The organism is Pseudomonas sp. BN411 (assembly GCF_029871235.1).
Classification (GTDB): domain Bacteria; phylum Pseudomonadota; class Gammaproteobacteria; order Pseudomonadales; family Pseudomonadaceae; genus Metapseudomonas.
Genome location: NZ_SSOM01000061.1, coordinates 1 through 23,060, shown reverse-complemented (window position 1 = coordinate 23,060; position 23,060 = coordinate 1). Strand labels below are relative to the sequence as shown.

The 23,060-nt window shown below is 63.6% G+C and carries 26 protein-coding genes; 14 read left to right on the top strand and 12 right to left on the bottom strand.

The genetic code is table 11. The annotated features are described in order from the left end of the window. The first annotated feature begins 14 nt into the window (after positions 1-14). Positions 15-1,364, top strand: coding sequence for a 3-deoxy-7-phosphoheptulonate synthase class II (locus tag E8F06_RS09445; protein ID WP_280366491.1), 1,350 nt, complete (start codon positions 15-17; stop codon positions 1,362-1,364). Between the two features lie 112 nt (positions 1,365-1,476). On the opposite strand, the gene E8F06_RS09440 is transcribed toward E8F06_RS09445, so the two are convergent. The 3 genes from E8F06_RS09440 to E8F06_RS09430 all read right to left on the bottom strand — a co-directional run bounded on the left by E8F06_RS09440 (position 1,477) and on the right by E8F06_RS09430 (position 3,553). After that, complete coding sequence (locus E8F06_RS09440; protein WP_280366489.1) at positions 1,477-2,694, bottom strand: winged helix-turn-helix domain-containing protein; 1,218 nt, start codon at positions 2,692-2,694, stop codon at positions 1,477-1,479. Between the two features lie 42 nt (positions 2,695-2,736). Continuing rightward, entirely contained in the window at positions 2,737-3,237 is a 501-nt protein-coding gene (locus E8F06_RS09435) for a DUF3291 domain-containing protein (RefSeq protein ID WP_280366487.1), read from the bottom strand. Between the two features lie 76 nt (positions 3,238-3,313). Then, positions 3,314-3,553, bottom strand: coding sequence for a DUF1127 domain-containing protein (locus E8F06_RS09430; protein ID WP_280366485.1), 240 nt, complete (start codon positions 3,551-3,553; stop codon positions 3,314-3,316). A 97-nt stretch (positions 3,554-3,650) separates the two neighbouring features. On the opposite strand from E8F06_RS09430, the gene E8F06_RS09425 reads away from it, so the two are divergent. Then, a complete protein-coding gene (locus tag E8F06_RS09425; protein ID WP_280366483.1) occupies positions 3,651-4,502 on the top strand; it encodes a LysR substrate-binding domain-containing protein in 852 nt (283 codons plus the stop codon). Between the two features lie 3 nt (positions 4,503-4,505). On the opposite strand, the gene E8F06_RS09420 is transcribed toward E8F06_RS09425, so the two are convergent. Continuing rightward, positions 4,506-5,258, bottom strand: coding sequence for a sulfite exporter TauE/SafE family protein (locus tag E8F06_RS09420; RefSeq protein WP_280366481.1), 753 nt, complete (start codon positions 5,256-5,258; stop codon positions 4,506-4,508). A 101-nt stretch (positions 5,259-5,359) separates the two neighbouring features. On the opposite strand from E8F06_RS09420, the gene E8F06_RS09415 reads away from it, so the two are divergent. Next, positions 5,360-6,313 carry a LysR family transcriptional regulator gene (locus E8F06_RS09415; RefSeq protein WP_280366478.1) on the top strand — a complete coding sequence of 318 codons (954 nt, stop codon included), beginning with the start codon at positions 5,360-5,362 and terminating at the stop codon, positions 6,311-6,313. Here the strand turns inward: E8F06_RS09415 and E8F06_RS09410 are convergent, their stop codons facing one another. Continuing rightward, positions 6,314-6,823 (bottom strand): RDD family protein, encoded by a 510-nt coding sequence (locus E8F06_RS09410; RefSeq protein ID WP_280366476.1) that lies wholly within the window; start codon positions 6,821-6,823, stop codon positions 6,314-6,316. A 150-nt stretch (positions 6,824-6,973) separates the two neighbouring features. Between E8F06_RS09410 and E8F06_RS09405 the strand changes: the two genes are divergently transcribed. Both E8F06_RS09405 and E8F06_RS09400 read left to right on the top strand, forming a co-directional pair. Next, positions 6,974-7,420 (top strand): MarR family transcriptional regulator, encoded by a 447-nt coding sequence (locus tag E8F06_RS09405; protein WP_280366474.1) that lies wholly within the window; start codon positions 6,974-6,976, stop codon positions 7,418-7,420. A gap of 154 nt (positions 7,421-7,574) precedes the next feature. Further along, a complete protein-coding gene (locus tag E8F06_RS09400; protein WP_280366472.1) occupies positions 7,575-8,594 on the top strand; it encodes an alpha/beta hydrolase in 1,020 nt (339 codons plus the stop codon). Positions 8,595-8,654: 60 nt separating this feature from the next. On the opposite strand, the gene efp is transcribed toward E8F06_RS09400, so the two are convergent. From efp to E8F06_RS09385, 3 genes are all read right to left on the bottom strand, one after another. Next, positions 8,655-9,221: an elongation factor P gene (gene efp, locus E8F06_RS09395; protein ID WP_077523113.1), complete on the bottom strand. Its 567-nt coding sequence runs from the start codon at positions 9,219-9,221 to the stop codon at positions 8,655-8,657. Between the two features lie 43 nt (positions 9,222-9,264). Further along, entirely contained in the window at positions 9,265-10,395 is a 1,131-nt protein-coding gene (gene earP / locus E8F06_RS09390; protein ID WP_280366533.1) for an elongation factor P maturation arginine rhamnosyltransferase EarP, read from the bottom strand. A gap of 120 nt (positions 10,396-10,515) precedes the next feature. Next, complete coding sequence (locus tag E8F06_RS09385; protein ID WP_280366469.1) at positions 10,516-10,725, bottom strand: hypothetical protein; 210 nt, start codon at positions 10,723-10,725, stop codon at positions 10,516-10,518. Positions 10,726-11,002: 277 nt separating this feature from the next. Between E8F06_RS09385 and E8F06_RS09380 the strand changes: the two genes are divergently transcribed. From E8F06_RS09380 to E8F06_RS09365, 4 genes are all read left to right on the top strand, one after another. Continuing rightward, a complete protein-coding gene (locus E8F06_RS09380; RefSeq protein WP_280366468.1) occupies positions 11,003-12,967 on the top strand; it encodes a methyl-accepting chemotaxis protein in 1,965 nt (654 codons plus the stop codon). Between the two features lie 444 nt (positions 12,968-13,411). Continuing rightward, the gene (locus E8F06_RS09375) at positions 13,412-13,786 is read left to right on the top strand and encodes a helix-turn-helix transcriptional regulator (protein ID WP_280366466.1); all 375 of its coding nucleotides are present in this window, start codon (positions 13,412-13,414) and stop codon (positions 13,784-13,786) included. Between the two features lie 79 nt (positions 13,787-13,865). Beyond that, a complete protein-coding gene (locus E8F06_RS09370; protein WP_280366464.1) occupies positions 13,866-14,024 on the top strand; it encodes a hypothetical protein in 159 nt (52 codons plus the stop codon). A gap of 103 nt (positions 14,025-14,127) precedes the next feature. Continuing rightward, positions 14,128-14,793: a DUF882 domain-containing protein gene (locus E8F06_RS09365; protein WP_280366462.1), complete on the top strand. Its 666-nt coding sequence runs from the start codon at positions 14,128-14,130 to the stop codon at positions 14,791-14,793. Between the two features lie 2 nt (positions 14,794-14,795). Here E8F06_RS09365 and E8F06_RS09360 read toward each other — a convergent pair whose 3' ends face one another. From E8F06_RS09360 to E8F06_RS09345, 4 genes are all read right to left on the bottom strand, one after another. After that, positions 14,796-14,999 carry a hypothetical protein gene (locus E8F06_RS09360; RefSeq protein ID WP_280366460.1) on the bottom strand — a complete coding sequence of 68 codons (204 nt, stop codon included), beginning with the start codon at positions 14,997-14,999 and terminating at the stop codon, positions 14,796-14,798. 175 nt (positions 15,000-15,174) lie between these two features. After that, the gene (locus E8F06_RS09355) at positions 15,175-15,384 is read right to left on the bottom strand and encodes a BPSL0761 family protein (protein ID WP_280366458.1); all 210 of its coding nucleotides are present in this window, start codon (positions 15,382-15,384) and stop codon (positions 15,175-15,177) included. Between the two features lie 420 nt (positions 15,385-15,804). Then, positions 15,805-16,293 carry a RidA family protein gene (locus E8F06_RS09350; protein ID WP_280366455.1) on the bottom strand — a complete coding sequence of 163 codons (489 nt, stop codon included), beginning with the start codon at positions 16,291-16,293 and terminating at the stop codon, positions 15,805-15,807. Between the two features lie 2 nt (positions 16,294-16,295). Beyond that, positions 16,296-17,330, bottom strand: coding sequence for a zinc-binding dehydrogenase (locus E8F06_RS09345; protein ID WP_280366453.1), 1,035 nt, complete (start codon positions 17,328-17,330; stop codon positions 16,296-16,298). 199 nt (positions 17,331-17,529) lie between these two features. Here E8F06_RS09345 and E8F06_RS09340 point away from each other — a divergent pair, with 199 nt between their 5' ends. The 5 genes from E8F06_RS09340 to E8F06_RS09320 all read left to right on the top strand — a co-directional run. Then, entirely contained in the window at positions 17,530-17,922 is a 393-nt protein-coding gene (locus E8F06_RS09340) for a helix-turn-helix domain-containing protein (protein ID WP_280366451.1), read from the top strand. A 205-nt stretch (positions 17,923-18,127) separates the two neighbouring features. Beyond that, positions 18,128-19,129 (top strand): helix-turn-helix domain-containing protein, encoded by a 1,002-nt coding sequence (locus tag E8F06_RS09335; protein ID WP_280366449.1) that lies wholly within the window; start codon positions 18,128-18,130, stop codon positions 19,127-19,129. Positions 19,130-19,255: 126 nt separating this feature from the next. Further along, on the top strand, positions 19,256-20,506 hold the full coding sequence (locus E8F06_RS09330) for an acyl-CoA dehydrogenase family protein (protein WP_280366447.1): 1,251 nt from the start codon (positions 19,256-19,258) through the stop codon (positions 20,504-20,506). 64 nt (positions 20,507-20,570) lie between these two features. Then, on the top strand, positions 20,571-21,485 hold the full coding sequence (locus E8F06_RS09325; RefSeq protein WP_280366445.1) for a transporter: 915 nt from the start codon (positions 20,571-20,573) through the stop codon (positions 21,483-21,485). A 93-nt stretch (positions 21,486-21,578) separates the two neighbouring features. Next, positions 21,579-23,060 (top strand): aldehyde dehydrogenase family protein (locus E8F06_RS09320; protein ID WP_280366442.1); only part of this gene is annotated, 1,482 nt, incomplete at its 3' end.

The window sequence follows — 23,060 nt, the reverse complement described above, 5'->3', positions numbered from 1 at the left end:
GAATCGAGACCCTGATGAGCAGCCAAGAATGGAGCCCTGAAAGCTGGAGGGACAAACCCATCCAGCAACAGCCCGAGTACCCGGACGCCGCCAAGCTGGCGCACGTCGAGCATACCCTGGCGAGCTTCCCGCCCCTGGTGTTCGCCGGCGAAGCGCGCGAGCTGCGCCGCCAGTTCGCCGAGGTCACCGAAGGCCGCGCCTTCCTGCTCCAGGGCGGCGACTGCGCTGAAAGCTTCGCGGAGTTCTCCGCCGCCAAGATCCGCGACACCTTCAAGGTGCTGCTGCAAATGGCCATCGTCATGACCTTCGCCGCCGGCTGCCCAGTGGTGAAGGTGGGGCGCATGGCCGGCCAGTTCGCCAAGCCGCGCTCTTCCGGCAACGAAACCCAGGGCGACATCACCCTGCCGGCCTACCGCGGCGACATCGTCAATGGCATCGGCTTCGACTCCACCAGCCGCGTTCCGGATCCGGAGCGCCTGCTGCAGGCCTATCACCAGTCCACCGCCAGCCTCAACCTGCTGCGCGCGTTCGCCCAGGGCGGTTTCGCCGACGTGCACCAGGTGCATCAGTGGAACCTGGACTTCATCGCCAACTCGGCGCTGACCGAGAAGTACAGCCAACTGGCCGGCCGCATCGACGAAGCCCTGGCCTTCATGCGCGCGTGCGGCCTGGATAGCGCGCCGCAACTGCGCGAAGCCAGCTTCTTCACCGCCCACGAAGCGCTGCTGCTGAACTACGAGCAGGCATTCGTGCGCCGCGACAGCCTCACTGGTGGCTGGTACGACTGCTCCGCACACATGCTCTGGATCGGCGACCGCACTCGCCAACTGGATGGCGCCCACGTGGAGTTCATGCGTGGCGTCGGCAACCCCATCGGGGTCAAGGTCGGACCGAGCATGGACGGCGAAGAACTGATCCGCCTGATCGATATCCTCAACCCGGACAACGACCCGGGCCGCATCAACCTGATCGTGCGTATGGGTGCCGAAAAGGTCGGCGAGCACCTGCCCCGCCTGATCCGCACCGTCGAACGCGAAGGCCGCAAGGTGCTGTGGAGTTCCGACCCCATGCATGGCAACACCATCAAGGCCTCAAGCGGCTACAAGACCCGCGACTTCGCCGCCATCCTCGGCGAGGTGAAGCAGTTCTTCGAGGTGCATCGGGCCGAGGGCAGCTACGCGGGCGGCATCCATATCGAGATGACCGGGCAGAACGTCACCGAATGCATCGGCGGCGCCCGCCCCATCACTGAAGACGCCCTCTCCGACCGCTACCACACCCACTGCGACCCGCGCCTGAACGCCGACCAGTCTCTGGAACTGGCCTTCCTGATCGCCGAAACGCTGAAGCAGATACGCCGCTAGGACGTCGCTTTTTCTGTGGGGGCGAATTCATTCGCCAAGGGCTGCAAAGCAGCCCATGTCGGCTGACAAGGCAGGCCTACATAGCGAATGAATTCGCCCCCACAAAGACCCATCAGCTCCCCAGCCCGGACAGGCCCGCCTGCAACCGCACCGTTCCTGGCCTTCGGCAAGTAACCGCCACCTCACCCAACCCCAGCCAGTCCGCCATGCTTCGCAGGTTCTCCGCCAGCGCCTGCATTCCGGCCTCGCTCAGGCCGTGCTCCTCCTCATGCAGTGCATGCACCGCCAGGCGGTCCTGGGCGCGTTCAGCGCGCAGGTCCACTCGCGCAGCAAGGCGCTCGTCGTGCAGGAAGGGCAGCACGTAGTAACCGTACTGGCGCTTGTGTTGTGGCGTGTAGATTTCCAGGCGATAGCGGAAGTCGAACAGGCGCTCCGTGCGCGCCCGCTCCCAGATCAGCGAATCGAAGGGCGACAGCAATGCACTGGCGCGAACCTTGCGCGGCGCTTTGGGCTCGCCCAGGCAGTAGGCCGGCTGTTTCCAGCCATTGACCTGGACCTGTTGCAGCGCGCCCTCCTCCACCAGCTCGGCCAGACGCGCCTGGCTGTCGCCGGTATCGAGCCGGTAGTAGTCCCGCAGATCCCGCTCGGTGGCCACGCCAAGGGCCTGGGCGGCGCGCAGCAGCAACTGGCGCTGGGCATCGGCCTCGGGCATATCAGGCTGGTTCAGGATGTCAGCGGGAATCACCCGCTCAGGCAGGTCGTAGAGGCGCTCGAAGCCCCGACGCCCGGCGACCGTCACTTCACCCGCAGCGAACAGCCATTCCATGGCGTGCTTTTCCGCGCTCCAGTCCCACCAGGGGCCGGCTCGCTCTTCCCGCGTACTCAGGGCACCGGCACCCAGCGGGCCCTGATCGCGTACCGCCTGCAAGACGCGCTGGATCACTTCCTGCTGCTCGAAGCCGAAGCGCGCCAGCTGCTGGTAAATGCCCTGGCCATTGGCCGCACGACGCATGCGCCAGCGCATCAGCGGATAGAGCTCCAGCGGCAGGAGTGACGCCTCATGTCCCCAGTACTCGAACAGCGCCCGGCGCCGGGGCTTGCCCCAGGCCAGGTCGTCCAGCATTTCGCGGTCGTAGTGGCCCAGGCGGGAAAAGGCCGGAAGGTAATGGGAACGCACCAGGGCGTTCACCGAATCGATCTGCACGACGCCCAGCGCATCCAGCTGCGCCAGCAATTGCCGATGGCGGATGGCACCGCGCGGCGCCCGCGCAAAACCCTGGGCTGCCAGGGCCAGGCGACGGGCTTCGGGAAGGGAAAGGGTCAGCGTCATGGGGCTCCGTGCCAGCAGGGGGGATGACGCTTCACAGTAGCATCAGCCCGCCTGGCTTTCGCACTCCACGTCGAAGGGCGCAAAGGGGACTGCCTGGTCCGGCGCGAGAAAACTCTGGCGGAAGGTGAAGGCTTGCGGCGTCGGGCCATTCTCTTGCAGCAATGCCAGGCGTTGCGCCGCCTCGCGGACGTCCGGTCGGTGTCCCTTGGGCACCCACCAGAGCACCTGGTGCATGCCGGAAACACGCTCGAACCACTCCTTGCGCCGACGCAGCATCTCGACATGGGCGGAGCGATAGACGAAGTCGGTAAGGCTGGCCACGTCGCGCCAGACCGAGAGATTGACCAGCACCTCCGGACCGAACGGGCGGATGGCCGTGGCATCGCCCTCCTCGTCCTGGAGCCGCCAGACGAACCCCGGCGCGCTATCGGCCAAGGCGTTGATCGGCGCCAGGTTAGCGACGAAGTCGGCCATGAGCGGGGAATCGAGGGGCGCCTTCATCGAGGCGATGTTCAGTTGAGCCAGCTCGTAGGTGTTCGACATGTTCCCGTCCTGTGCATCCATTCATCGGGGCTGCGGCCCGCCCTGCGCTTCACCGGTGGCGGGCCGCATCCTGGTTTCACTTTTTCAGCGGATCTTCCCAGAAGTGACGATCACTCTCTTCCATCACGTCGGCACGAGACAGGCCGATGTCCTTGAGCATGTCATCGCTCATGCGTGCGAGCTGGTCACGCTCATACGCCAATTGCTCCCAGCGCCTGATCGCGTGCCAGGCGGCGGAAAGCCAGCTTTCGTGATGATGCGCTGCGTTGAAACGAGCGTCATGCGAAGTACCGATAAAACCGTGTTGACCTTTCATCGTATCGCCCTCCCTGTGGGGATGGCGCCAGTTTCCACACGGGACTAAGATCAATCCAACGAATGTTTCTTATGTGGTGCATCTCAGGAATTGATGAATGAACTACCCTGCCATCGATACCGAATTGCTACGCACCTTCGTCGCCATTGCCGACTACGGCGGCTTCACCCGCGCAGCGGAAATGGTCAACCGCACCCAGTCGGCCGTGAGCATGCAGATGAAGCGGCTGGAAGAAGACGTGCTGCAACGCGCGGTGTTCGAGCGCGACGGCCGCCAGGTCAGGCTCACCGCCGAGGGGCAGATCCTGCTGGGCTACGCGCGGCGCATCCTCAAGCTGCATGGCGAAGTGATGAACACCCTGCGCCAGCCCCACATGGTGGGTTCGGTGCGCATCGGCACGCCGGACGACTATGTGATGCGTTTCCTGCCGGGCATCCTTTCGCGCTTCGCCCAGGCTTATCCGCTGGTGCAGGTGGAAGTGCACTGCGACTCCTCCGCCCAACTGCTGCAGCGCCAGGATCTCGACCTGACCATTGTGACCCGCAAGCCGGGCGACGATATCGGAGAGTTTCTGCGTCAGGAGCGTATCGTCTGGGCCGAGGCCATAGGCTTCACCCCCCACGAGCAACCAGCCCTGCCGCTCGCCATGTTCAACTCCGAATGCTTCTGTCGCGCCTGGGCCTGCAACGCCCTGGACGCCATTGGACGTGAATACCGGGTGGCCTACACCAGCCCGAGCCTGTCGGCCATCATGGCAGTGGTCAGCGCCGGACTGGCGGTTACCGCCCAGTTGCAGAGCCTGATCACCCCGGACCTGCGCATCCTGGGTGAGGCCGAAGGCCTGCCGCAGCTACCGGTGTGCAACATCATGCTGCTGCGCAGCGAGCGCCATCAGTCGCCGGTGACAGAGACCCTGGCCGAACACATCATCGAAGGCTTCCGCATCTGAGCCTTACTTGATCGCCAGCATCACCGCACAGAGCAGCAGGAAAGCGCAGAAGAGCGAGCGCAGCACCCGCTCCGGCAAGGCGTGGGCCAGGCGTACACCCCAACTGATGCTGAGCAGCCCCCCTACCGCCAGGGGCAGGCCCATGGCCCAGTTCACGTGGTCGTGCAGGCCGTAGGTGGCCAGGGTCACAGCAGTACTCGGCGCAGCCAGCGCCAGGGAAAGCCCCTGGGCCATCACCTGGCTGGTGCCGAAGACACTGGTCAATATCGGTGTGGCGATTACCGCGCCGCCCACCCCGAACAGGCCTCCGGCGGCTCCCGCCACACCACCCAGAGCGCCCAACCAGGGCCACGGCTGACGCAGTTCGGCGCTGGCCTGTGCCTTGGCCATGAACATCCGCGCGAAGTTGTAGGCAGCCAGGGCCAGCAGGAAGCCAACGAAGGCCAGGCGCATGCTCTCCGCATCCACCCGCACCGCGAACAGCGAAGCCAGCCAGGCGAAACCGAAACTGGTGCCTGCCAGCAGCGTCGCGTAGCGCGGATCGATGCGATTGCGCTGGTGATAGCGCCACAGCGCCAGCAGTACGTTGGGCACCACCATCACCAGGGCAGTGCCCTGGGCCAGTTGCTGGTCGAGGCCGAAGAGCACGCCCAGGGCAGGAATGGCGATCAACCCGCCACCAATGCCGAAGAGGCCACCCATGGTGCCGAGCAGCGCACCCAGCACGATATTCAGAACGAACGTAACGAGATCCATGACGCCTCCCAATCAGTTGGCGCAATGCTACGCAGCACTAATTGCCGCGGAAACGCACAGCAACGCACAATGGCTTTGCGAAATACGCATAGGCAATGCTGATGAACCCCGATGCCCTGACTGAACAACTGGCCCTCTTCCTCGACGTCCTGGACGCCGGCAGCTTTTCCGCCGCCGCCCGCCGCCACCCGCTCACACCTTCGGCCGTGGCACGACGCATCGATGCCCTGGAGCGTGCGCTGGGCAGCACGCTGTTCGTGCGCAGCACCCACGTGGTGAAAGCCACCCCGGCTGGCCTCGCCTTTGCCGAACGGGCAAAGCGGGTGCTTGCGGAGTTGCGCCTTGCCCGCGCGGAAGCGGTGTCCCTGAGCAGCGCGCCCGAGGGGCTGATCCGCATCGACGCGCCCAGCCCTTTTGGCCGCCGCCACCTGGCTCCAGCCATCGCGGAGTTCCTCGCCAGCTATCCCGGGCTGGATGTGCAGTTGCGGCTGATCGACAGCTTCATCGACATGCAGGGTGAAAGCCTAGGCCAGGTCGATCTGGTGCTGCGCATCGGCCCCTTGGCCGACACCCGATTGGTCGCTACCCCGCTCGCCCCCATGGTACGAATCCTCTGCGCCAGCCCTGAGTACCTGCGCCGTCGCGGCATCCCCCGCGACCCACGGGAGTTGCCGGAACACGATGGCCTCGACTGGGACGCCCTGGCGCCGCCCTACGCCTGGCGTTTCGAGGTGGACGGCAAGCTGCAGCACATTCGCCCGGGGCGCATGCGCATGACGGCGAACAATGCCGAAACCCTGGTATTCAGCGCCCTGGCCGGGCTCGGAATCGCTCACCTGCCCACCTGGTTGATCAGCGAATACCTGGTACGCGGTGAACTGGTGGCACTGTTCTGCGAAGACGGCCTGCCCGCGCCGGAGCCCAGTGGCATCTATGCCTTGCGCCTGGAAGGAGAAGCCAGCTCGCGAAGCCGGCTGTTACTGGAATTCCTGAAGAACCGCTTCGGCCCGGTGCCGCCCTGGGACCTGGCCCTGGGCGGCCTGGGCCGGACCTGATCAGCGAGGCAGCTGGACCACGCGGGTGCCTGCCAGCAAGTCATGCAGGCAGCGGCGGTCGGCGCGGAAGATGAACAGATAGTCCACCATCACCAGCAGCGCACCGATCATCGGGATGTACGCCAGCAACCACCAGACCAGGTAGCGCTTGAGCAACAGGCCGCCCAGCTCCGGCACCTGGCCGTCGAGGTTGACGATGGCGATCTTCAGCAGGCGTTTGCCGAGCGTCTGGCCGAAGTTCTTGAGGAAGTGACCGTTGACCAGCAGGAACACCGCTACACCCACCACCAGACTCAGCAACTGCTGGCCCAGGCTAGGCTCAATGCCCTGCTGGGCGGCGGCGAAGGCACCAGAGAAGTAAGCCACTGGTACCGTCGCCAGGCTCATGATGAGGCCGTCGATCAAGGCCGCGCCAAAGCGGGTCCAGCGTGACGCGAGCAGGGGCTGGGCGGCGCTGTTGATCGTGAGCTCCGCCTGGGGCGCCTGATAGGGGTTTTGCAGGTTGTCCATGATGCAGTCCTTGCAGAGGTTGATCGGGCAATTGTGGTGCCTGGTAGAGGCAATGCAAGAACGCCCGAGACGGCGATGGACAGAATGCATTTTGCCCACGAAAGGCTTGCGCGCTAAATTGGTCACCAGAACTGCCTCTGGAGACCTCCGATGTCCACGCCCCCCTGCAAGGAGCTGATGCTCGACAACCAGCTCTGCTTCGCCCTGTATTCCACCTCCCTGATGATGACCAAGGTCTACAAGCCCCTGCTCCAGGAGCTTGGCCTGACCTATCCGCAGTACCTCGCGATGATGGTGCTGTGGGAAAGCGACGGCATCACCGTGGGCGAAATCAGCAACCGCATGCTCACCGACCCCGGCTCCCTCACTCCCCTGCTCAAGCGCCTGGAAGCCGAAGGGCTGATCACCCGGACCCGCAGCAGCAAGGACGAACGCGTGGTGGAACTGCGTCTTACCCAGGCAGGTCGGGATTTGCAGGAAAAGGCCAAGCGGGTGCCCGCCTGCATATTCGCCGCCACCGAACTCACCATTGAGCAGTTGGGCGACCTCAAGGAAGAACTGGTGTCCCTGCGCAGCAGTCTGGGAAAGGCCGTCTGACGGCCTTATTCCAGAATCCTCACGCCGCTATTCCAAATATTTCCAACAAATATCTTGCGCGCTAAATAAATCGCGAATAACTTCTGCCTCACGCACTTATTTGGCGCGCAAACTTTTAGACAGCAAATCAATTCACAGATAGAGGAAACCCGCCATGAAATCGATCAGCACCGTAGTCGCAGGCAGCCTTCTCGCCCTCTCCGTGAGCCAGGCTTTCGCTGCAGGCGGTCCGGGCGTCGAACGCAACACCCAGGCCTTCCTCGAAGCCCTGGCCGCCGGTGGTGGCAAGCCGCTGGAAACCCTTGCCCCGAAGGATGCTCGCGCAGTGCTGGTCGGCGCCCAGGCCAGCGTGAAGCTGGAACTGCCGAAGGCCGACGTCAGCCAGAAGACCATCGAAGCCGACGGCCAGAAGATCGATCTGACCATCGTTCGCCCTGCTGGCGTGAAAGGCACCCTGCCCGTCTTCATGTTCTTCCACGGCGGCGGCTGGGTTCTGGGCGACTACCCGACCCACGAGCGGCTGATCCGCGACCTGGTAGCCAACTCCGGCGCCGTGGCGGTCTACGTGAACTACACGCCCTCCCCCGAGGCCAAGTACCCGACCGCCATCAACCAGGCCTACGCCGCCACCAAGTGGGTGGCCGAGCACGGCAAGGAAATCGGCGTGGATGGCAACCGCCTGGCGGTGGCCGGTAACAGCGTTGGCGGCAACATGGCCGCGGTGGTCAGCCTGATGGCCAAGGACAAGGGCACACCGAAGATCCGTTTCCAGGCCCTGCTGTGGCCGGTAACCGACTCCAACTTCAACAATGCGTCCTACAACCAGTTCGAGAACGGCCACTTCCTCACCCGCAACATGATGAAGTGGTTCTGGGACAGCTACACCACCGATCCGCGCCAGCGCGCCGAGACCTACGCCTCGCCGCTGCAGGCTTCGACCGAGCAGCTGAAGGGCCTGCCGCCGGCACTGGTACAGACTGCCGAGTTCGACGTGCTGCGTGACGAGGGCGAAGCCTACGCCCGCAAGCTGGACGCTGCCGGCGTGGAGGTCACCTCGGTGCGCTACAACGGTATGATCCACGACTTTGGCCTGCTCAACGTGCTGGCCAAGGTTCCGGGCACCCGCGCCGCCATGCAGCAGGCCGGCGAAGCGCTGAAGGAGCACCTGAAGTAAGGGAAGCGGAAACGAAAAAGCCCGGCAGATGCCGGGCTTTTTCTTGTCTCACGGTAAGGCTTAGGCCTTGACGCGGGACTTGTACTCGCCGGTACGGGTGTCGATCTCGATGGAGTCACCGATTTCGCAGAAGGCGGATACTTGCAGCTCAGCACCGTTGTTCAGGCGAGCGGTCTTCATGACCTTGCCGGAGGTGTCGCCGCGAACGGACGGCTCGGTGTAGGCGATCTGGCGAACGATGGTGGTCGGCAGTTCAACCGAGATCACGCGATCGTTGTAGAACACGGCTTCGCAGACGTCGGTCATGCCGTCTTCGATGAAGGTCAGGACGCCTTCCAGGTCGGCTTTCTCGATCTCGTACTGGTTGAACTCGGTGTCCATGAACACGTACAGCGGATCGGCGAAGTAGGAGTAGGTCACTTCCTTGCGTTCAAGGATGATCGGCTCCAGCTTGTCGTCGGCCTTGAACACAGTCTCAGTGCCGGCGCCGGTCAGCAGGTTCTTCAGCTTCATCTTGACGACTGCGCTGTTGCGGCCGGATTTGTTGAACTCGGCCTTCTGGATGACCCAGGGAGCGCCATTGATGTTGGCAACTTGGCCGGCGCGGAACTCTTGAGCGGTTTTCATACGAATATCCGATGTGGATGGGTGACAAAAAACAGGCCGCGTATCATAGCCGCTTTGTACAAAACTGCACCAGACCCGCCGCAAGGTCGGTGCGGGCCACCTGCTCCCGGCACCAGCGCTCGGCATGCAGAACGAGCTCGGGCCACTGCGCCAGCAGGGCATTCCAGGCCGTGCCCATGCCTTCGCCACGATTCCACGCCCGCCAGCCTTCGGTCAGCGCGGCGGCTGCGGCCGGAGACAGATCATGGCAGTAGAGGGCGAGGAACGCTTCCAGCTTGTCCCAATGGGCGCCCTCCTCCTGCTGGTAGATGTGCCAGAGCAGCGGCCGTCCGGCCCACTGGGCACGAACGAAGGAATCCTCGCCGCGCACAGCGTTGAAATCGCAGCACCAGAGAATCCTGTCGTAATTATCCTGGCTGACGAACGGCAGGACCTGGATCGCCAGGTTCCCACGACGGAAGCTCGCACCCGCACTCAGCTTTTCCTCGCCCAGCCAGCTCGCCAGGTCCGCCAGTACGCGACCGACGGGCACCAGCAACTGCACCGGCCGCTCGCCTGCCGCCAGGGCATCGAGCCAGCCGGCAAGGGCAGCGTTCTCGTAGGCGAAGAGGGAAATCAGCAAGGCGCCCGTCTCCAGCTCCACTCCCAGCTCATCGAGGAAAGCCCGGCGCACTTCTGGATCGGCCTGGAAGGCCTCGCGACGCTCCGCCAGGGCGCCTTCGCGCAACAGACCGCCGGTGCCCTCGGCAAAGCCAGGGAAATAGAACACCTTCTGCAGGCCGTTGGGCTGGAAGGATGGCAGCCCATGGCAGCCGGACACCCAGTCTTCGGCGCTGAGGTATTCCAGATTCAGCCAATGGGGCTTGTCGTCCCTGGCAGCCATGGCCGCCAGGTAGGGTTCGGGCAGTTGGCAGGCAAAGGCCTCGATCACCACGTCCGCCGGCTCCACCGCTGGCCACTCCTTGCGCCAGTGACGAATCTCCACGCCTTGCTGGATTTGGCTTTCCGCCTGGGGATCGGCCTGGGGACACAGGGGCGCGAAAACCGCCGGCTCATCCACCCACAGGCGCACCGCCTGGCCGTGCTCGGCCACCAGCTGGCGAGCCAGGCGCCAGGTCACGCCGATGTCGCCAAAGTTATCGACGACGTTGCAGAAGATGTCCCACTTCACGATGCGGATTCCCGAAGAAAACCGCAGTTTACCCAAGACATCGGGCACACAAACAAAATGCCCGCCATAAAGGCGGGCCAAGGGGAGCATGGTGCCGAAAAGAATTTGCGGAGAACGGGTGCCTCAGGCGACCAGGCGGTGCGGGCCGCGTTGGCGGCGGGCCAGTTCCAGCAGCCAGATCGCCTTGCTGGCGCCAGCTGCTTCGCGGGAGGTGAAGGGGCCGGAACGCTTCACGCCATCCACGACAACGAACCAGCAGGCCATGTGGCCTTCGGTCCGAAGCGATTCCGGAACCGCGGTACCTACCAGAGACATCACATCGACGTGGGACATCGCCTCACCTCCATCGCTTTGCATGGGGTAAAGACTACGAGGGGGGCCTCTGCGGTAGAAATCAGTTGCCTCGATAGTGGCTATCCATTTCGGCAATTGGCCGTCCGTCCGCCAACTGGACAGCACCGAAATGGGGCGACTAGATTGATGGCTCATAGCTATTAGTTCTGGATGGCGCCCCCCTGACAGGAAGTCAAACGATGTCCGCCCCCGCCCACCCCGCACTTCCCCTTGCCCGTTGCATTCCCTATCGCCTGCTCAACGCGAGGCTGCTGCCATGAACGGCTCCATCACAGGCTTTTTCAACGACCTCAGCGTCCGTCAGAAGCTGCTCACCGGATTCGGCCTGGTGCTGGCCATCACCCTGCTGGTGGCCTGGACCAGTTGGCGAGCACTGGAAGGCGCCCTGCACCGCTTCGACATCCTGCTGCGGGTAAATGACATCGACACCAAGCTCTATCAGGTTCGCCAGCACGAGAAGGACTTCATCATCCGCAGCGACGAGCAGGCCATCCGCAATGCGCTGCAGATCATTGGGGAAATCCAGGGCATCGCCGACAACACCCTGCAGGTGATGACCATCCCCAAGACCATCGAACTGATGAAGCAGATCCAGACCGATCTCGGCCAGTATCAGCAGAACCTGACCGGCCTGGCGGACATGGAGAAGAACAAGCGCAGTGCCCAGCAGAACATGGAGCAGGCAGCCCGCGAGGCGCTCAAGCAGTTCGACGAGCTGGAGCAGCACCTGACCCAGGCGGCACTGGTGCAGATCCGCCAAAGCGGCGACGAGAACAGCATCCGCTCGCTGGAAAGCGCGACGCACGCCTCCGGCATGGCCAAGGACATGCTCACCGCACGGCGCCACGAGAAGGACTTCGTCATGCGCGGCGACGACCAGTACGCCGACAAGCTCAACGCCCTGTTCGACGCTCTAGACAGCCGGGCCAGCGACCTGGCTGGCCGGATCAGCGATCCCAGCGCCCGCGAAGACCTGGAGTCGGCGCGCAAACAGATCGAGCGCTATCGCAGCGAGTTCGCCAACCTGCGCCAGAGCATTCAGCTCCACGCCGACTCCGAATCCGAAATGACCACCCGCGCTTCCGGCATTTCCGATTCGTCGACCGACGCACTCAACATCCAGATGCAGCTGCTGGAAGCCGACGCCCGCAAGGCCAAGACCATCCTGGTCACCGCGGCCGCCATTGGTTTCGCGGTGGGCTTGCTGTCCGCCTTCGTCATCGCCCAACTGATCGTCACGCCCCTGCGCCAGGCCGTGCAGCAGGCCCGCAAGGTCGCGGCGGGCGATCTGACCTCGGACATCCACAGCAACCGCAAGGACGAGTTGGGCCAACTGATGCAGGCCATGCAGGACATGACTGAAAGCCTGCGCAGCCTGCTCAGGCGCCTCAGCAGCGGAATCGAGCAACTGGCTACCGCCGCCGAGGAAATGTCCGCCGTCACCGAGCAGACCAGCGCCGGCGTGACCCAGCAAAAGATGGAAACCGAGCAGGTGGCCACCGCCATGAACGAAATGGTAGCCACCGTGCAGGACGTCGCCCGCAATGCCGAGTCCGCCGCCGACTCCGCCGGCCACGCCGACCGGCAGGCGCAGCACGGCACCGCCGTCGTCCAGCAGGCTATCGAACGTATCGAACACCTCGCCCAGGCTATCGAGCAATCCGCTGGTGCCATCGAGCGGCTCAAGCACGACAGCACCAACATCGGCACCGTGCTCGACGTGATCAAGAGCATCGCCGAGCAGACCAACCTCCTTGCCCTCAATGCCGCCATCGAAGCGGCGCGGGCCGGGGAAGCCGGTCGTGGATTCGCCGTGGTGGCCGACGAAGTGCGCGCCCTCGCCCGCCGGACCCAGGAGTCCACCACCCAGATAGAACAGCTGGTCAGCACCTTGCAGGACGGCGCCCAGGGCGCGGTGGACATGATGGGCCGCAGCCGCACCCAGGCCGGTCACACCGTGGAAGCCGCGAAAGAAGCCGGTACTGCGCTGCAGGCCATCAACAGTTCGGTGTCCGACATCCAGCAACTCAACCAGCAGATCGCCACCGCCGCCGAACAGCAGAGCGCCGTGGCCGAGGAAATCAATCGCAGCGTCACCAGCATTCGCGACGTGGCCGAACAATCCGCCGCCGCCACCGAAGAAACCTCGGCGGCGAGCATCGACCTCGCCCGGCTGGGAGGCGAATTGCAGACCGAGGTCAATCGCTTCCGACTGGCCTGAGTAAGCATCCACGTAACGTGGAGTTGCGGTAATCCCCCCGTAGGGTGCGCTGTGCGCACCGATTCCAGAATCCGCCTCGGCACCAGGTCAAACCGCCGGTGCGCACGGCGCACCCTACCGATTCGGCTTCATCCTGCCTGCCCGGGGTATTCGGATCGTCGCCCAGGCGGTCCGGTAGCCCAGGTCCATCTGCTAGTCATCGGACAGGCACGCCACGCCGGATCACGACTTCCGGCGCCAGGTTCGTTCACCACTCGGCAGGTCGAACTCCCGGGCGGCCACTTCCCTGGTGGCGAACCTCCCCCGCCCTTGCGGGTTTTCCTCATCATCCTTGAGTGCTCTTGGCAATCCGTCGATTGCGGCCTACGATAATCACGTTTTGCTAATCAGGCAAACACGATAAGTGAGCCAAGGACGATTCATTCCGTCATTAAGATTCGCGGCATGAATACGCTTGGATCGCGCATTGCGCACTACAGAAAGCTGAAAGGACTCTCTCAGCAGGCCCTGGCCAACGAGTGCGGGTGGGAATCCCAGTCCCGGATCGGTAACTACGAACGGGATACCCGCGAGCCCTCGTTCGAAGACCTCAGGCGCATCGCCAAAGCGCTGGAGGTATCGCTCAACGACCTGCTCAATCCCGTCATGCAGATCGCCGAATCCAAAGAGGGTCGTTACGACCCTGAACAGAACCTCAGCCCACGCTCACGCCAGGTGCTCGATCGCCTCACGCTTGCCGCCACAGAAGGCCGGCTGGTCGAGCAGGACCTGGTCCTGCTGGAACAGATCGCCCGTCGCCTGGAAAAGCCCGAAGACTGATTCGAGTCGACCCTTTCCTCCGGTTGCCTGTCTCAAGGACATGGGAAATGCGTTTCCCGTACCTTGAGAGGTACCGCCCATGCTTGCCAATGTCGTGAAAATCGCGCTGCTGGCCGTGGTACTCGCCAACAGCGGCGGCTGCATCATCCATCACTACGATCACGACCGTTACCGCGGAGGCTGGGACGGCCACCGGGACCACGATGACCGGGATGGACACAGGAGAGGCCATCGCTGAGTAACGAAAAGCCCCGCAATTGCGGGGCTTTTTCGCAGATCTTCTGCAGCTTTTATGGCCGGGTGTATAGTCGACAACCTCGTCCTCCCTGCGAGCGGTCACCATGGCTGCTTCCACTCCCGGATTGTCCAGGCGCCAGGTACTCCAGGCCTTCGCTGTCCTCGGTGCCGCCCTGGTCACAGGCGATGCCCTGGCCACCCGGATCGAAGTAAACCTGCGACCCCGCAACCTTCACGCCCGCCTGCTAAACCGCGATCGGCACCTGCGCCTGGAACGCCCGGCATCCGGGGAAGTCGTCACCTTCTGCTATTTCCGCAAAGGCAAGGGCTGGGACCTCGATGGCTACCGCCAGGGCTGCCGCATCCTGCGCGACGTGAAGTACAAGAGCACGGTGAAGATCAACGTCAAACTGCTCGATCTGCTGTTCCTGATCCAGGCCTGGCTGCGCATCAACAAGCTGCCCACGCGCATCCTGGTCAACAGCGGCTATCGCACCCCTCAACACAACGCCACCCTGGAAGGCGCCGCCCGCCACTCCCTGCACATCCGTGGCATGGCCGCCGACATCCGTATTCCCGGTGTGAGCGTCGAGCGGCTGGGCAAGCTGGTACGCGCCATCGGCGCTGGCGGCGTGGGCTTCTATCCGTCGAAAGGTTTCATCCACGTCGATGTCGGCCGCGTCAGGACCTGGCGCGTAGCCGCCCTGGTGGAGCCAGGGCAGGAGGAATGGGCCCTGGCCGTGTTGGACCAGGGCGAGCATTTCGCCTGACTTCAGTCGAAGTCGGCGCAGTCACCGCACACGAAATGGCCGCGTCGGTCGACGCTCTCGGTCAGCTCGCCGCAGTACTCGCACTCCCCTTCCGACGCATCGAGCGGGTCGAGGTCCTCGTCATCGAAGAACTCGTCGTCCAGGTCGTCGTCGTTGTCGAGCAGGTGATCGTGCTCGGGTTCGTGGAGGTCGAGATCTTCATCCATAGCGCGGTGCCGTGAGGGGTCGAAAGGTCGCGGACTATAGCGCCGCACCGGGACGAGGTCGATATTCGGCCATCGGTTAGGCGACTTCACTGCCGACCACAACAAAAGCCCAGCGTCCTGGCTGGGCTTTCTCATGATTGGCACATCCGTGTCGCGTGGTTACCCCACGTCATCACTACCCGGCATGGGCAGCTTCTTCCCGAAGGGCTCCTGCGTCAGGTGTGCCGGCAACAACCATACTGCCCTGCAGGAAATTCGGATAATGCCGCAGCAACCAGCCGACTTCCTGCCGGACAGAATCTGGTAGATCGGCGTCGCGTGTCAGCCCAATCAGGAAATCCTGGGTCTGGAGAGCCGATTCAGTGCGTCTGTTCGGGAAGTTCATGCGGTGCCTCCTGTAAAAGGCAGGTCTTCGATTGATTAGCTCAGATTTCTGCAACCTTCTGGTTTCGCCAGGGCCAAAGCGGCAGCGAAGTCACTGTATGGAATCCAGGCACCTGTCGGCATAGTCGATCGCGGGGACCTGTTGTCGTGGTTACGAGCACGTGTCTGTAGGGGATCGACTACGGGAGACTTGCGGGTGGAGCCATCGCGCGGGAAGTTCGGGAGCTGGCAGAGCGATCGATGGAGCCCAGCACGCCGATGTCGGTAATTCCGTCCCGCCCTCACCGACAGCGGCAGGTAGTTGAGCGCATGCAGTCCAGCATCCAGGACCTCATGGTCCGCGAACCAGCGGCAATGGTCAGACCGTTGACGCTAGGCCTTTCGCGAAGGACCGCGCCTCACCTTGCAAGGCACTACCGCTTCAACAGGCCATTCCGGGATCGAGCTCGAAGGTAAGGGCAACGGCAACCGGCAAATTGCCCGGCAAGTTGCGAACCCCGCACACCGAACGCACATGGCCGGCCCGGCTTTCGAAGACGCTGGCCAGCAGTTCGGATGCCCCGTCCAGTACCTGCGGATGCCCCATGAAGCCTTCATCACACGCCACGTACCCCTCCAGGCGGACCACCTGGCGAATGCGCTCGAATCCACCCAGGTACTGGTGCACCTGGGCAAGCGCATTGAGCACGGAAAGCCGGGCCGCCATGCGACCCTCCTCGATCGAAAGCTCCTGCCCGAGCAGTCCGGTCAGCATCGCTCGACCATCGATTACCGGCCCTTGCATCGATACATGCAACGTCGTCCCCGCCTCCACAACCGCCAGGTAGGCACCTAGCGGCTGTGGAGCCTTGGGCAGGCCGATTCCGAGCGCGGCAAGACGTTGCATCGCCAGGTCGGTGATTGCTTCCACCATCATTCCTCCCAAGGCAACAGGACGATGCTGCCGCGCGCCTGGTTACCCGCGATGCGCTCATGGGCCTCAGCCGCACGGGACAACGGCAGGACACTGTCGATCACCGGTTTGACCTTGCCTTCCTTGATGGGGTCGAGCCAGGCGGCGAAGTCTTCGATATCGCCCACCAGGGTTCCGCGCAACTGTTTCTGGGTGAAGAAGAAGTTCCTGATGTCGAAGGTGACTTCACTGCCGGCCATGAACCCCATGGCCACGATGATGCCCATGGGTCTGACGGCCGCGATGGTCCGGGCCAGCACGTCACCCCCGAGGTTGTCGATCGCGACATCGACTCCCCTCCCTTCCGTCCAGCTGCCAAGCGCTTCGACGAAGTCCTCTTCGTTGCTGTTGATGACCAGCTCGGCGCCCAGGCTGGCGGCAAGCGCTGCCGACGACTCGTTCTGCACAGTGACAGCCACGCGCGCCCCCAAGGCACGGGCTACCTGGATGCTCATGATGCCGGTGCTGGACGCCCCCGCATGGATGAGCACCCGATCACCCGCCTTCACTTCGCCCACGATCTGCACGGAGCGGATGGCGATGAGCAGGGCAACCGGCAGCGCAGCGATCTGCTCGACCGGCAGCCCGGTGGTGTCCCGAAGCAGCCAGCGCTCATTCACGACGATGTACTGCGCATAAGTGCCTGGTACGTGGATACCCGGAATGGCGTAGCTGGCCGCGTTAGTGACAGGGCGAACCTGCGATTCCGCGGGGTCGAGCGGGTATCCCGGCATCGAGATCACCCGATCGCCAATACCGAAGCGCGTCACGCCAACGCCCAGCCCCGCCACCTCGCCCACCGCATCGGAACCGAGGATGTGCGGGAAAGCCAACTGGGGCGCAATCTGGCCAAGACGCACGTAGTGATCCAGGCGGTTGATGCCGGCAGCCAGCACCTTCACCAGGACCTCACCCGGACCGGGAACCGGCGCGGGGACGTCTTCGAGTCGGATTTGTTCGGGGCCGCCAAAGGCGTGGATGACAGCTGCTTTCATGGTGGTATCTCGCAATCAGGTTGAACGTGTTCGCAAGCCAGTTCCTGTTGGAAGTCTTGCGCTGACCGTTTGGCGACTTTCAGTTGATGTCACCAATCAGGTGGTACCATCCTAATCACCGTATGGCCATTTAAGTAAGTAGGCACTTTTTTGTGCCGTAGATACCAAACAGTTCCATAGGCACCCTTTGGTAACCACAATGAACGCAACCACTGAACACGCCGAATCCGCATTCGTACTCAGGGAAAACTGCCCGCAGCGACGCATCCACTACATCCTCAATGGCAAGTGGACCTCCATGGTCATCTATGCGTTGAGTCATGGCGCGATGCGTACCGGCCAACTGGAGAGGACCCTCCCTGGCATATCCAAGAAGATGCTCACGCAGACGCTGCGAGACGTGGAAAACAGCGGTCTGGTCAATCGCAAGGTGTTCAACGTGGTGCCTCCCCGGGTCGAGTATTCGCTGACCCCACTGGGGGAAACCTTCGTCGAGCCCCTGCGTGAGCTCTATGACTGGGCAGCGCGAAATTCCGCTGCGCTGGATGAACTTGAACGGAATCTGCAGAAGGCGGAATCGTCGGTTTCATAGCGCAGGCACGGCAATCTTATGCGCTGCCGTAAAGCTCACTTTGCTGACAGTGAAGGACTTGCTTGACCCTGCGCGCACAGCATTGACAAGCCTGTGTCGCCTGGGTGGAAACTGCTTCGCCGGGCGCGAAGAGCGACCGAACGCCTCCCCGCCGGGAGCGGCGGCGATCCCCAATAGTCGAGATACGGTGTGAGGAAATACGCAGATGAGCGAAGTACTCCCGGCCAGTTCAAGCCAGCGGCCCTCCTCCGCCATCGATGAGTTCTTCTTCGACGAGGTCGATGCCTGGGAAGCGGCCGTCGAACGCAGCTGTGCGCCGCTGCGCATCACCTTGCAGCCGGAGCACAGGCTCAAGGCAACGCTGATCGAGCAGATGTTCGGAGAGCTGTATCTCAGCCGCGTGACATCGGTCAGCTGCCAATGCGCACACGACCGCGCGCACATCCGGCAGGGCACGGACGATGCCTTTCTCTACAGCCTGCAACTGCGCGGCGAAGGGCGCCTGACCCAGAGCGACCGCAGCGTGGTGCTCCAGCCCGGAGACGGGGCACTTTACGATTGCACGCAGCCGTTTCGCTGGGAGTTCCGTGGCGATCTGCAGCAGTTGGTCGTGCGCCTGCCCCGCGACTCGTTCAACCGCTATGTGAAAGGCGCTGAAAAATGCACGGCACTGCGGGTGGATGGCAGCCGTGGGGTCGGTCGATTGCTGACGGGGCATCTGCGATCGCTGCTCGATGAGCGCCACGCCATCCAGCCCGCGACGTTCCGTTTCATGGCGGGCAGCACCCTCGACCTGCTCGGCGGTGCCCTGAGCGAATTGAGCGACCGGGCGCCCATCGCCGCGAGCAATCTGCAGACCTACCACCTCAACCGGGCCTATGCCTACATCACCGAACATATCCGCCAGCCGGAGCTTTGCCCCGAAGCCATTGCCAATGCCCTGGGCATCTCGGTGCGTTACCTCCACCAACTGTTCCAGGGCACCGGTGCAACCGTTGCCCGGCATATCCAGGAAATGCGCCTGGACGGCTGCGCACGCGACCTCACAAGCCTCCCCGCCAACACCTACTCCATCAGCTACCTGGCCTATTCCTGGGGCTTCGAAAACGCCGCCCACTTCAGCCGCGCCTTCCGCAACCGCTTCCAACTGACTGCCCGGGACTATCGCGCCCTGCACACAAAGCAGCCCAGTTCCGCACTGCGCTGACAGTCAATAAAGCTGCTCCTTCACGGCGAAGAGTCCGCTCCCGACCTTCCGTAGCATCCGGTTCAAGGGGAAGCCGCATATCCCGCGGCTTTCCCCGGTTCCAATGCCCTTTCGGAGAGTCGTCTCATGTCGATCGATTTCACCCTGACAGATGCCCAGGCCGAGCTGAAAACTGCCGCGCGCCGGTTCGCCCGGGACACCCTGAGCCAGGTCAGGGAAACCATCCATTACCTGCCCACCCCGGAAAGCCGATTCCTGGCGACCCGGCCGTTCTATGAGGAATTGGTTCGCGAAGGATTCTTGCGCCGCCTGATCCCGCAACCCTTCGGCGGAGAGGGCGGCGGCATGGTCGACATGGCCATAGTCGCTGAAGAGTTCTACGCCGAGGACGCCAATGTCCCGCTGACGGCTTTTGCCAACCTGCTGGGCCTCATGCCGATCTTCCTGGCCGGCACCCCGGAGCAGCAAAAGACCTTCGTCGCGCCCTTCCTCGAATGCCGTGGCGCACCGCTGGCCGCGCTTGCATCCAGTGAGCCGGGCGGCAGCGCGAACTACCACTCCGATGCAGTGGGCGGCGGCGTTCGCACCCGTGCTCGCCTGGACGGCCAGCAGTGGGTTATCGACGGTGCCAAGCAATGGATCTCTGGTGCTTCGGGGTGGGACGGCAAGGGGGCTGACCTGCTTTGCGTCGTGTGTCGCACTGATGCCGGTGTAGCGCCTCAGAACGGCGTTTCCGTTCTCCTCGTACCGGGACCGCCCGCAGGTTTCCGGGTCAACCGCTATCACGAATCCCCCGGGCACCGTGGCCACCTGACATCCAACTTCACCCTGGATCAGGTGCGGGTTCCCGGAGGCAACATCGTCGGCGGAGTCGGCCAGGGGCTACAGGTGGTGGACGCCAGCTTCTCGGCTACTGCAGCCCTGGTCGGCGTCATGTCGCTTGGCGTCCTGCGCGCGGCGTTCGACTTCACCTTGCACTTCGCCAGAACCCAACGACGGGGCGGCCCTGTGCCCGTCATCGAACATCAGGCCGTGGGCTATGCATTGGCGGATGCCAAGGCAGCCATCGAAGCCGTGCGCAGCCTCAGCTACCGGGCCTGCTTCGCACTCGATAGACAAGCCCCCGAAGCCCTGGAACTCGCCTTGCACGCCAAGGTGTTCGGCTCGGAAACCGCCGTGCGGGTCATCACCGAGTTGATGCGCGTCGTCGGCATCGACAGCTACGACCACGCCACGTCGCCGCTCGCCTCGCTACTCCAGGACGCCCTCGCCTTTCCCCTGTTCGACGGCGGGAACATGGGCGTGCGCCGCCGCCAGCTTCACGAACTGATGAAGCAGGACGACTACGACTCCCTTTCCACGGTGTTCCACCCGTAGCACGCGCCACCAGCAGTCATTGACGTCGCCACTCAAAACAAATCCAAGAAAGTGAGTCGCAACAATGAAATCCAGCAACGCCCACGCTCCAACTCCGCCTGCAAAACGGGTGAAACGCCTGATTCGCACCCTCCTGCTGCTGAGTGCCCTATACGGTGCCAGTGCCAGCGCAGGTGTCATCGCCACCGACCCCGGCGATTACGTCGCCTTTCCCGCCGGCACCAGCCTGGCCGTCCTCTACTACAACCATGCCGAACGCAATGACGTTTACCTGAACGGCCACAAGCAAGACACGCAAGGGTTCGGGCTGGACAACGACATCGCGGCATTTCGCGCCGTGCATTACGTCGAACTCGGACCGCTCCTGGCAGCACCGCAGGTCATAGTCCCGTTCGGCAGCCTGCGAATGAAAGGCGCTGAGGACACAAGCGCCAGCGGCGTAGGCGATCCCCTCATCGGCAGTGCGTTCTGGCTCGTCAACGATCCTGCACGCAAACGCTACCTGTCATTCGGCACCTGGATTGCCCCTCCCCTTGGCAACTACGACGCTGACGATGGCCCGGTCAATCTCGGCGAGAACCGCTGGAAAGGTGTGCTCCACACGTCTTACACGCAGTCGCTGTTCGGGAACCTCTCAGGCGAGGTCACCGCAGAGTGGGACTTCTTCGGCGAGAACGACGACTTCGCCGGGATGACCCGCAAGCAGTCCCACATCTTCGAACTGCAAACCCACCTTCGCTACGACTTCTCGCCAGGCAGCTTCGTCGGTGCGAGCTACTTCCACACGACAGGCGGTGAAAATCGCTTGAACGGAGTCGACCTCGACGACTCGCTCAACACCAAACGCTACCTGCTGTCGGTTGCTCACATGGTCGCGCCAACTGTGCAGCTGATGGGCCAGGTGGGCCAGGACCTGGAGGTTCGCAACGGCCCGAAGGAAGACTTCCGCGTCAGCTTGCGTCTGGTCAAGATTTTCTGAATCCCCACTTTCACGACACCACGGCACTCGTGCCGAGGGCGTTGCCTTGCCGCAAAAAAGGCAACGCCCGTTCAATCACCATGAGGTCCAGATATGAGCAAGGTTGAAATCCTGCCGCAGGTGGCGGCATTCCTGGAGCGCCGTCATGGCTGCTTCATCGACGGCCGGTGGGTGCTGCCGGAAGGTCCGACCACGAAGGTCGTGAATCCAGCCGACGGCGAAACCATCGCCCACGTGCCGGACGTGTCGCTCGATTATGTCGACCAGGCCGTGCAGTCCGCCTTTCAGGCCTTTGAATCAGGCGCTTGGTCCGGCCTGCGCCCGGCCGACCGCGAGCGCATCCTGCTGCGTTTCGCCGCCCTGGTGGAAGAAAACGCCGAGGAACTGGCCCAGCTGGAAACCCTGAGCCAGGGCAAGTCGATCAACATGTCGCGCATGCTGGACGTCGGCGCCACCGTCGAGTTCATGCGCTACATGGCCGGCTGGGCGACCAAGATCGAAGGCCAGACCATGGACGTGTCGATCCCGATCCCGCCGGGCTCGCGCTTCACCGCCTTCGCCCGGCGTGAGCCGGTGGGCGTGGTCGCTGGCATCGTGCCGTGGAACTTCCCGCTGATGATCACCACCTGGAAGGCCATGCCCGCGCTGGCCACCGGCTGCACCGTGGTCATCAAGCCCGCCAGCGAAACCCCGCTGACCGCCCTGCGCCTGGCCGAGCTGGCCTTCGAGGCGGGCATCCCGGCCGGCGTGTTCAACGTCGTCACCGGCGGCGGCAGCACCGTGGGCAACGCCCTGGCGTCGCACCCGCTGATCAGCAAGGTGTCCTTCACCGGTTCCACCGCCGTGGGCAAGAGCGTCGGCGTGGCCTGCATGGAGAACATGACCCGCTTCGCCCTGGAGCTGGGCGGCAAGAACCCGATGATCCTGCTGGCCGACGCCGACGTGGAGAAGGCCGTGCAGGGCGCGCTGCTCGGCGGCCTGCTGAACAACGGCCAGGTCTGCGCCGCGGCCTCGCGCTTCTACGTGCACCAGTCCATCTACGAGCCCTTCGTCGAGGGCCTGGCGGCGGCGGTGAAAGGCCTGTCCATCGGTCCGGGCATGGACCAGAACGCGGCGATCAACCCGCTGGTGTCGCGCAAGCAGCAGCTGAACGTGCTCAAGCACATCGACCTGGCCCGCCAGGAAGGCGCCCGCGTAGTCGCCGGTGGCGAGCGTCTGGAGGGCGACGGCTTCTTCGTCCAGCCCACCGTGCTGGCCGACGTGAACCACGCGATGACTGTGTCGCGCGAAGAAGTCTTCGGCCCGGTGCTGTCGGTGATCCCCTTCACCGATGAGGACGCGATGATCGAACTGGCCAACGACAGCGTGTACGGCCTGGCGGCGAGCCTGTGGACCAACGACCTGTCCAAGGCGATGAACCTGGTGCCGCGCATCGAAGCCGGCACCGTGTGGGTCAACGCCCACGTGCTGCTGGACCCGAACATGCCCTTCGGCGGCGTCAAGCAGTCCGGCATGGGCCGCGAGTTCGGCCGCGCGGTGATCGAGGCGTACACCGAGCTGAAGTCGGTCTGCATC

What these genes read in the sequence shown, in the direction of transcription:
- E8F06_RS09360 (WP_280366460.1), bottom strand. Translation starts at nt 14,999, where the DNA reads ATGGATGAAGATCTCGACCTCCACGAACCCGAGCACGATCACCTGCTC.
- E8F06_RS09340 (WP_280366451.1), top strand. Translation starts at nt 17,530, where the DNA reads ATGAACGCAACCACTGAACACGCCGAATCCGCATTCGTACTCAGGGAA.
- efp (WP_077523113.1), bottom strand. Translation starts at nt 9,221, where the DNA reads ATGAAAACCGCTCAAGAGTTCCGCGCCGGCCAAGTTGCCAACATCAAT.
- E8F06_RS09425 (WP_280366483.1), top strand. Translation starts at nt 3,651, where the DNA reads ATGAACTACCCTGCCATCGATACCGAATTGCTACGCACCTTCGTCGCC.
- E8F06_RS09380 (WP_280366468.1), top strand. Translation starts at nt 11,003, where the DNA reads ATGAACGGCTCCATCACAGGCTTTTTCAACGACCTCAGCGTCCGTCAG.
- E8F06_RS09445 (WP_280366491.1), top strand. Translation starts at nt 15, where the DNA reads ATGAGCAGCCAAGAATGGAGCCCTGAAAGCTGGAGGGACAAACCCATC.
- E8F06_RS09435 (WP_280366487.1), bottom strand. Translation starts at nt 3,237, where the DNA reads ATGTCGAACACCTACGAGCTGGCTCAACTGAACATCGCCTCGATGAAG.
- E8F06_RS09345 (WP_280366453.1), bottom strand. Translation starts at nt 17,330, where the DNA reads ATGAAAGCAGCTGTCATCCACGCCTTTGGCGGCCCCGAACAAATCCGA.
- E8F06_RS09355 (WP_280366458.1), bottom strand. Translation starts at nt 15,384, where the DNA reads ATGAACTTCCCGAACAGACGCACTGAATCGGCTCTCCAGACCCAGGAT.
- E8F06_RS09335 (WP_280366449.1), top strand. Translation starts at nt 18,128, where the DNA reads ATGAGCGAAGTACTCCCGGCCAGTTCAAGCCAGCGGCCCTCCTCCGCC.
- E8F06_RS09365 (WP_280366462.1), top strand. Translation starts at nt 14,128, where the DNA reads ATGGCTGCTTCCACTCCCGGATTGTCCAGGCGCCAGGTACTCCAGGCC.
- E8F06_RS09325 (WP_280366445.1), top strand. Translation starts at nt 20,571, where the DNA reads ATGAAATCCAGCAACGCCCACGCTCCAACTCCGCCTGCAAAACGGGTG.
- E8F06_RS09370 (WP_280366464.1), top strand. Translation starts at nt 13,866, where the DNA reads ATGCTTGCCAATGTCGTGAAAATCGCGCTGCTGGCCGTGGTACTCGCC.
- E8F06_RS09440 (WP_280366489.1), bottom strand. Translation starts at nt 2,694, where the DNA reads ATGACGCTGACCCTTTCCCTTCCCGAAGCCCGTCGCCTGGCCCTGGCA.
- E8F06_RS09420 (WP_280366481.1), bottom strand. Translation starts at nt 5,258, where the DNA reads ATGGATCTCGTTACGTTCGTTCTGAATATCGTGCTGGGTGCGCTGCTC.
- E8F06_RS09405 (WP_280366474.1), top strand. Translation starts at nt 6,974, where the DNA reads ATGTCCACGCCCCCCTGCAAGGAGCTGATGCTCGACAACCAGCTCTGC.
- E8F06_RS09375 (WP_280366466.1), top strand. Translation starts at nt 13,412, where the DNA reads ATGAATACGCTTGGATCGCGCATTGCGCACTACAGAAAGCTGAAAGGA.
- E8F06_RS09430 (WP_280366485.1), bottom strand. Translation starts at nt 3,553, where the DNA reads ATGAAAGGTCAACACGGTTTTATCGGTACTTCGCATGACGCTCGTTTC.
- E8F06_RS09400 (WP_280366472.1), top strand. Translation starts at nt 7,575, where the DNA reads ATGAAATCGATCAGCACCGTAGTCGCAGGCAGCCTTCTCGCCCTCTCC.
- E8F06_RS09415 (WP_280366478.1), top strand. Translation starts at nt 5,360, where the DNA reads ATGAACCCCGATGCCCTGACTGAACAACTGGCCCTCTTCCTCGACGTC.
- E8F06_RS09410 (WP_280366476.1), bottom strand. Translation starts at nt 6,823, where the DNA reads ATGGACAACCTGCAAAACCCCTATCAGGCGCCCCAGGCGGAGCTCACG.
- E8F06_RS09385 (WP_280366469.1), bottom strand. Translation starts at nt 10,725, where the DNA reads ATGTCCCACGTCGATGTGATGTCTCTGGTAGGTACCGCGGTTCCGGAA.
- E8F06_RS09330 (WP_280366447.1), top strand. Translation starts at nt 19,256, where the DNA reads ATGTCGATCGATTTCACCCTGACAGATGCCCAGGCCGAGCTGAAAACT.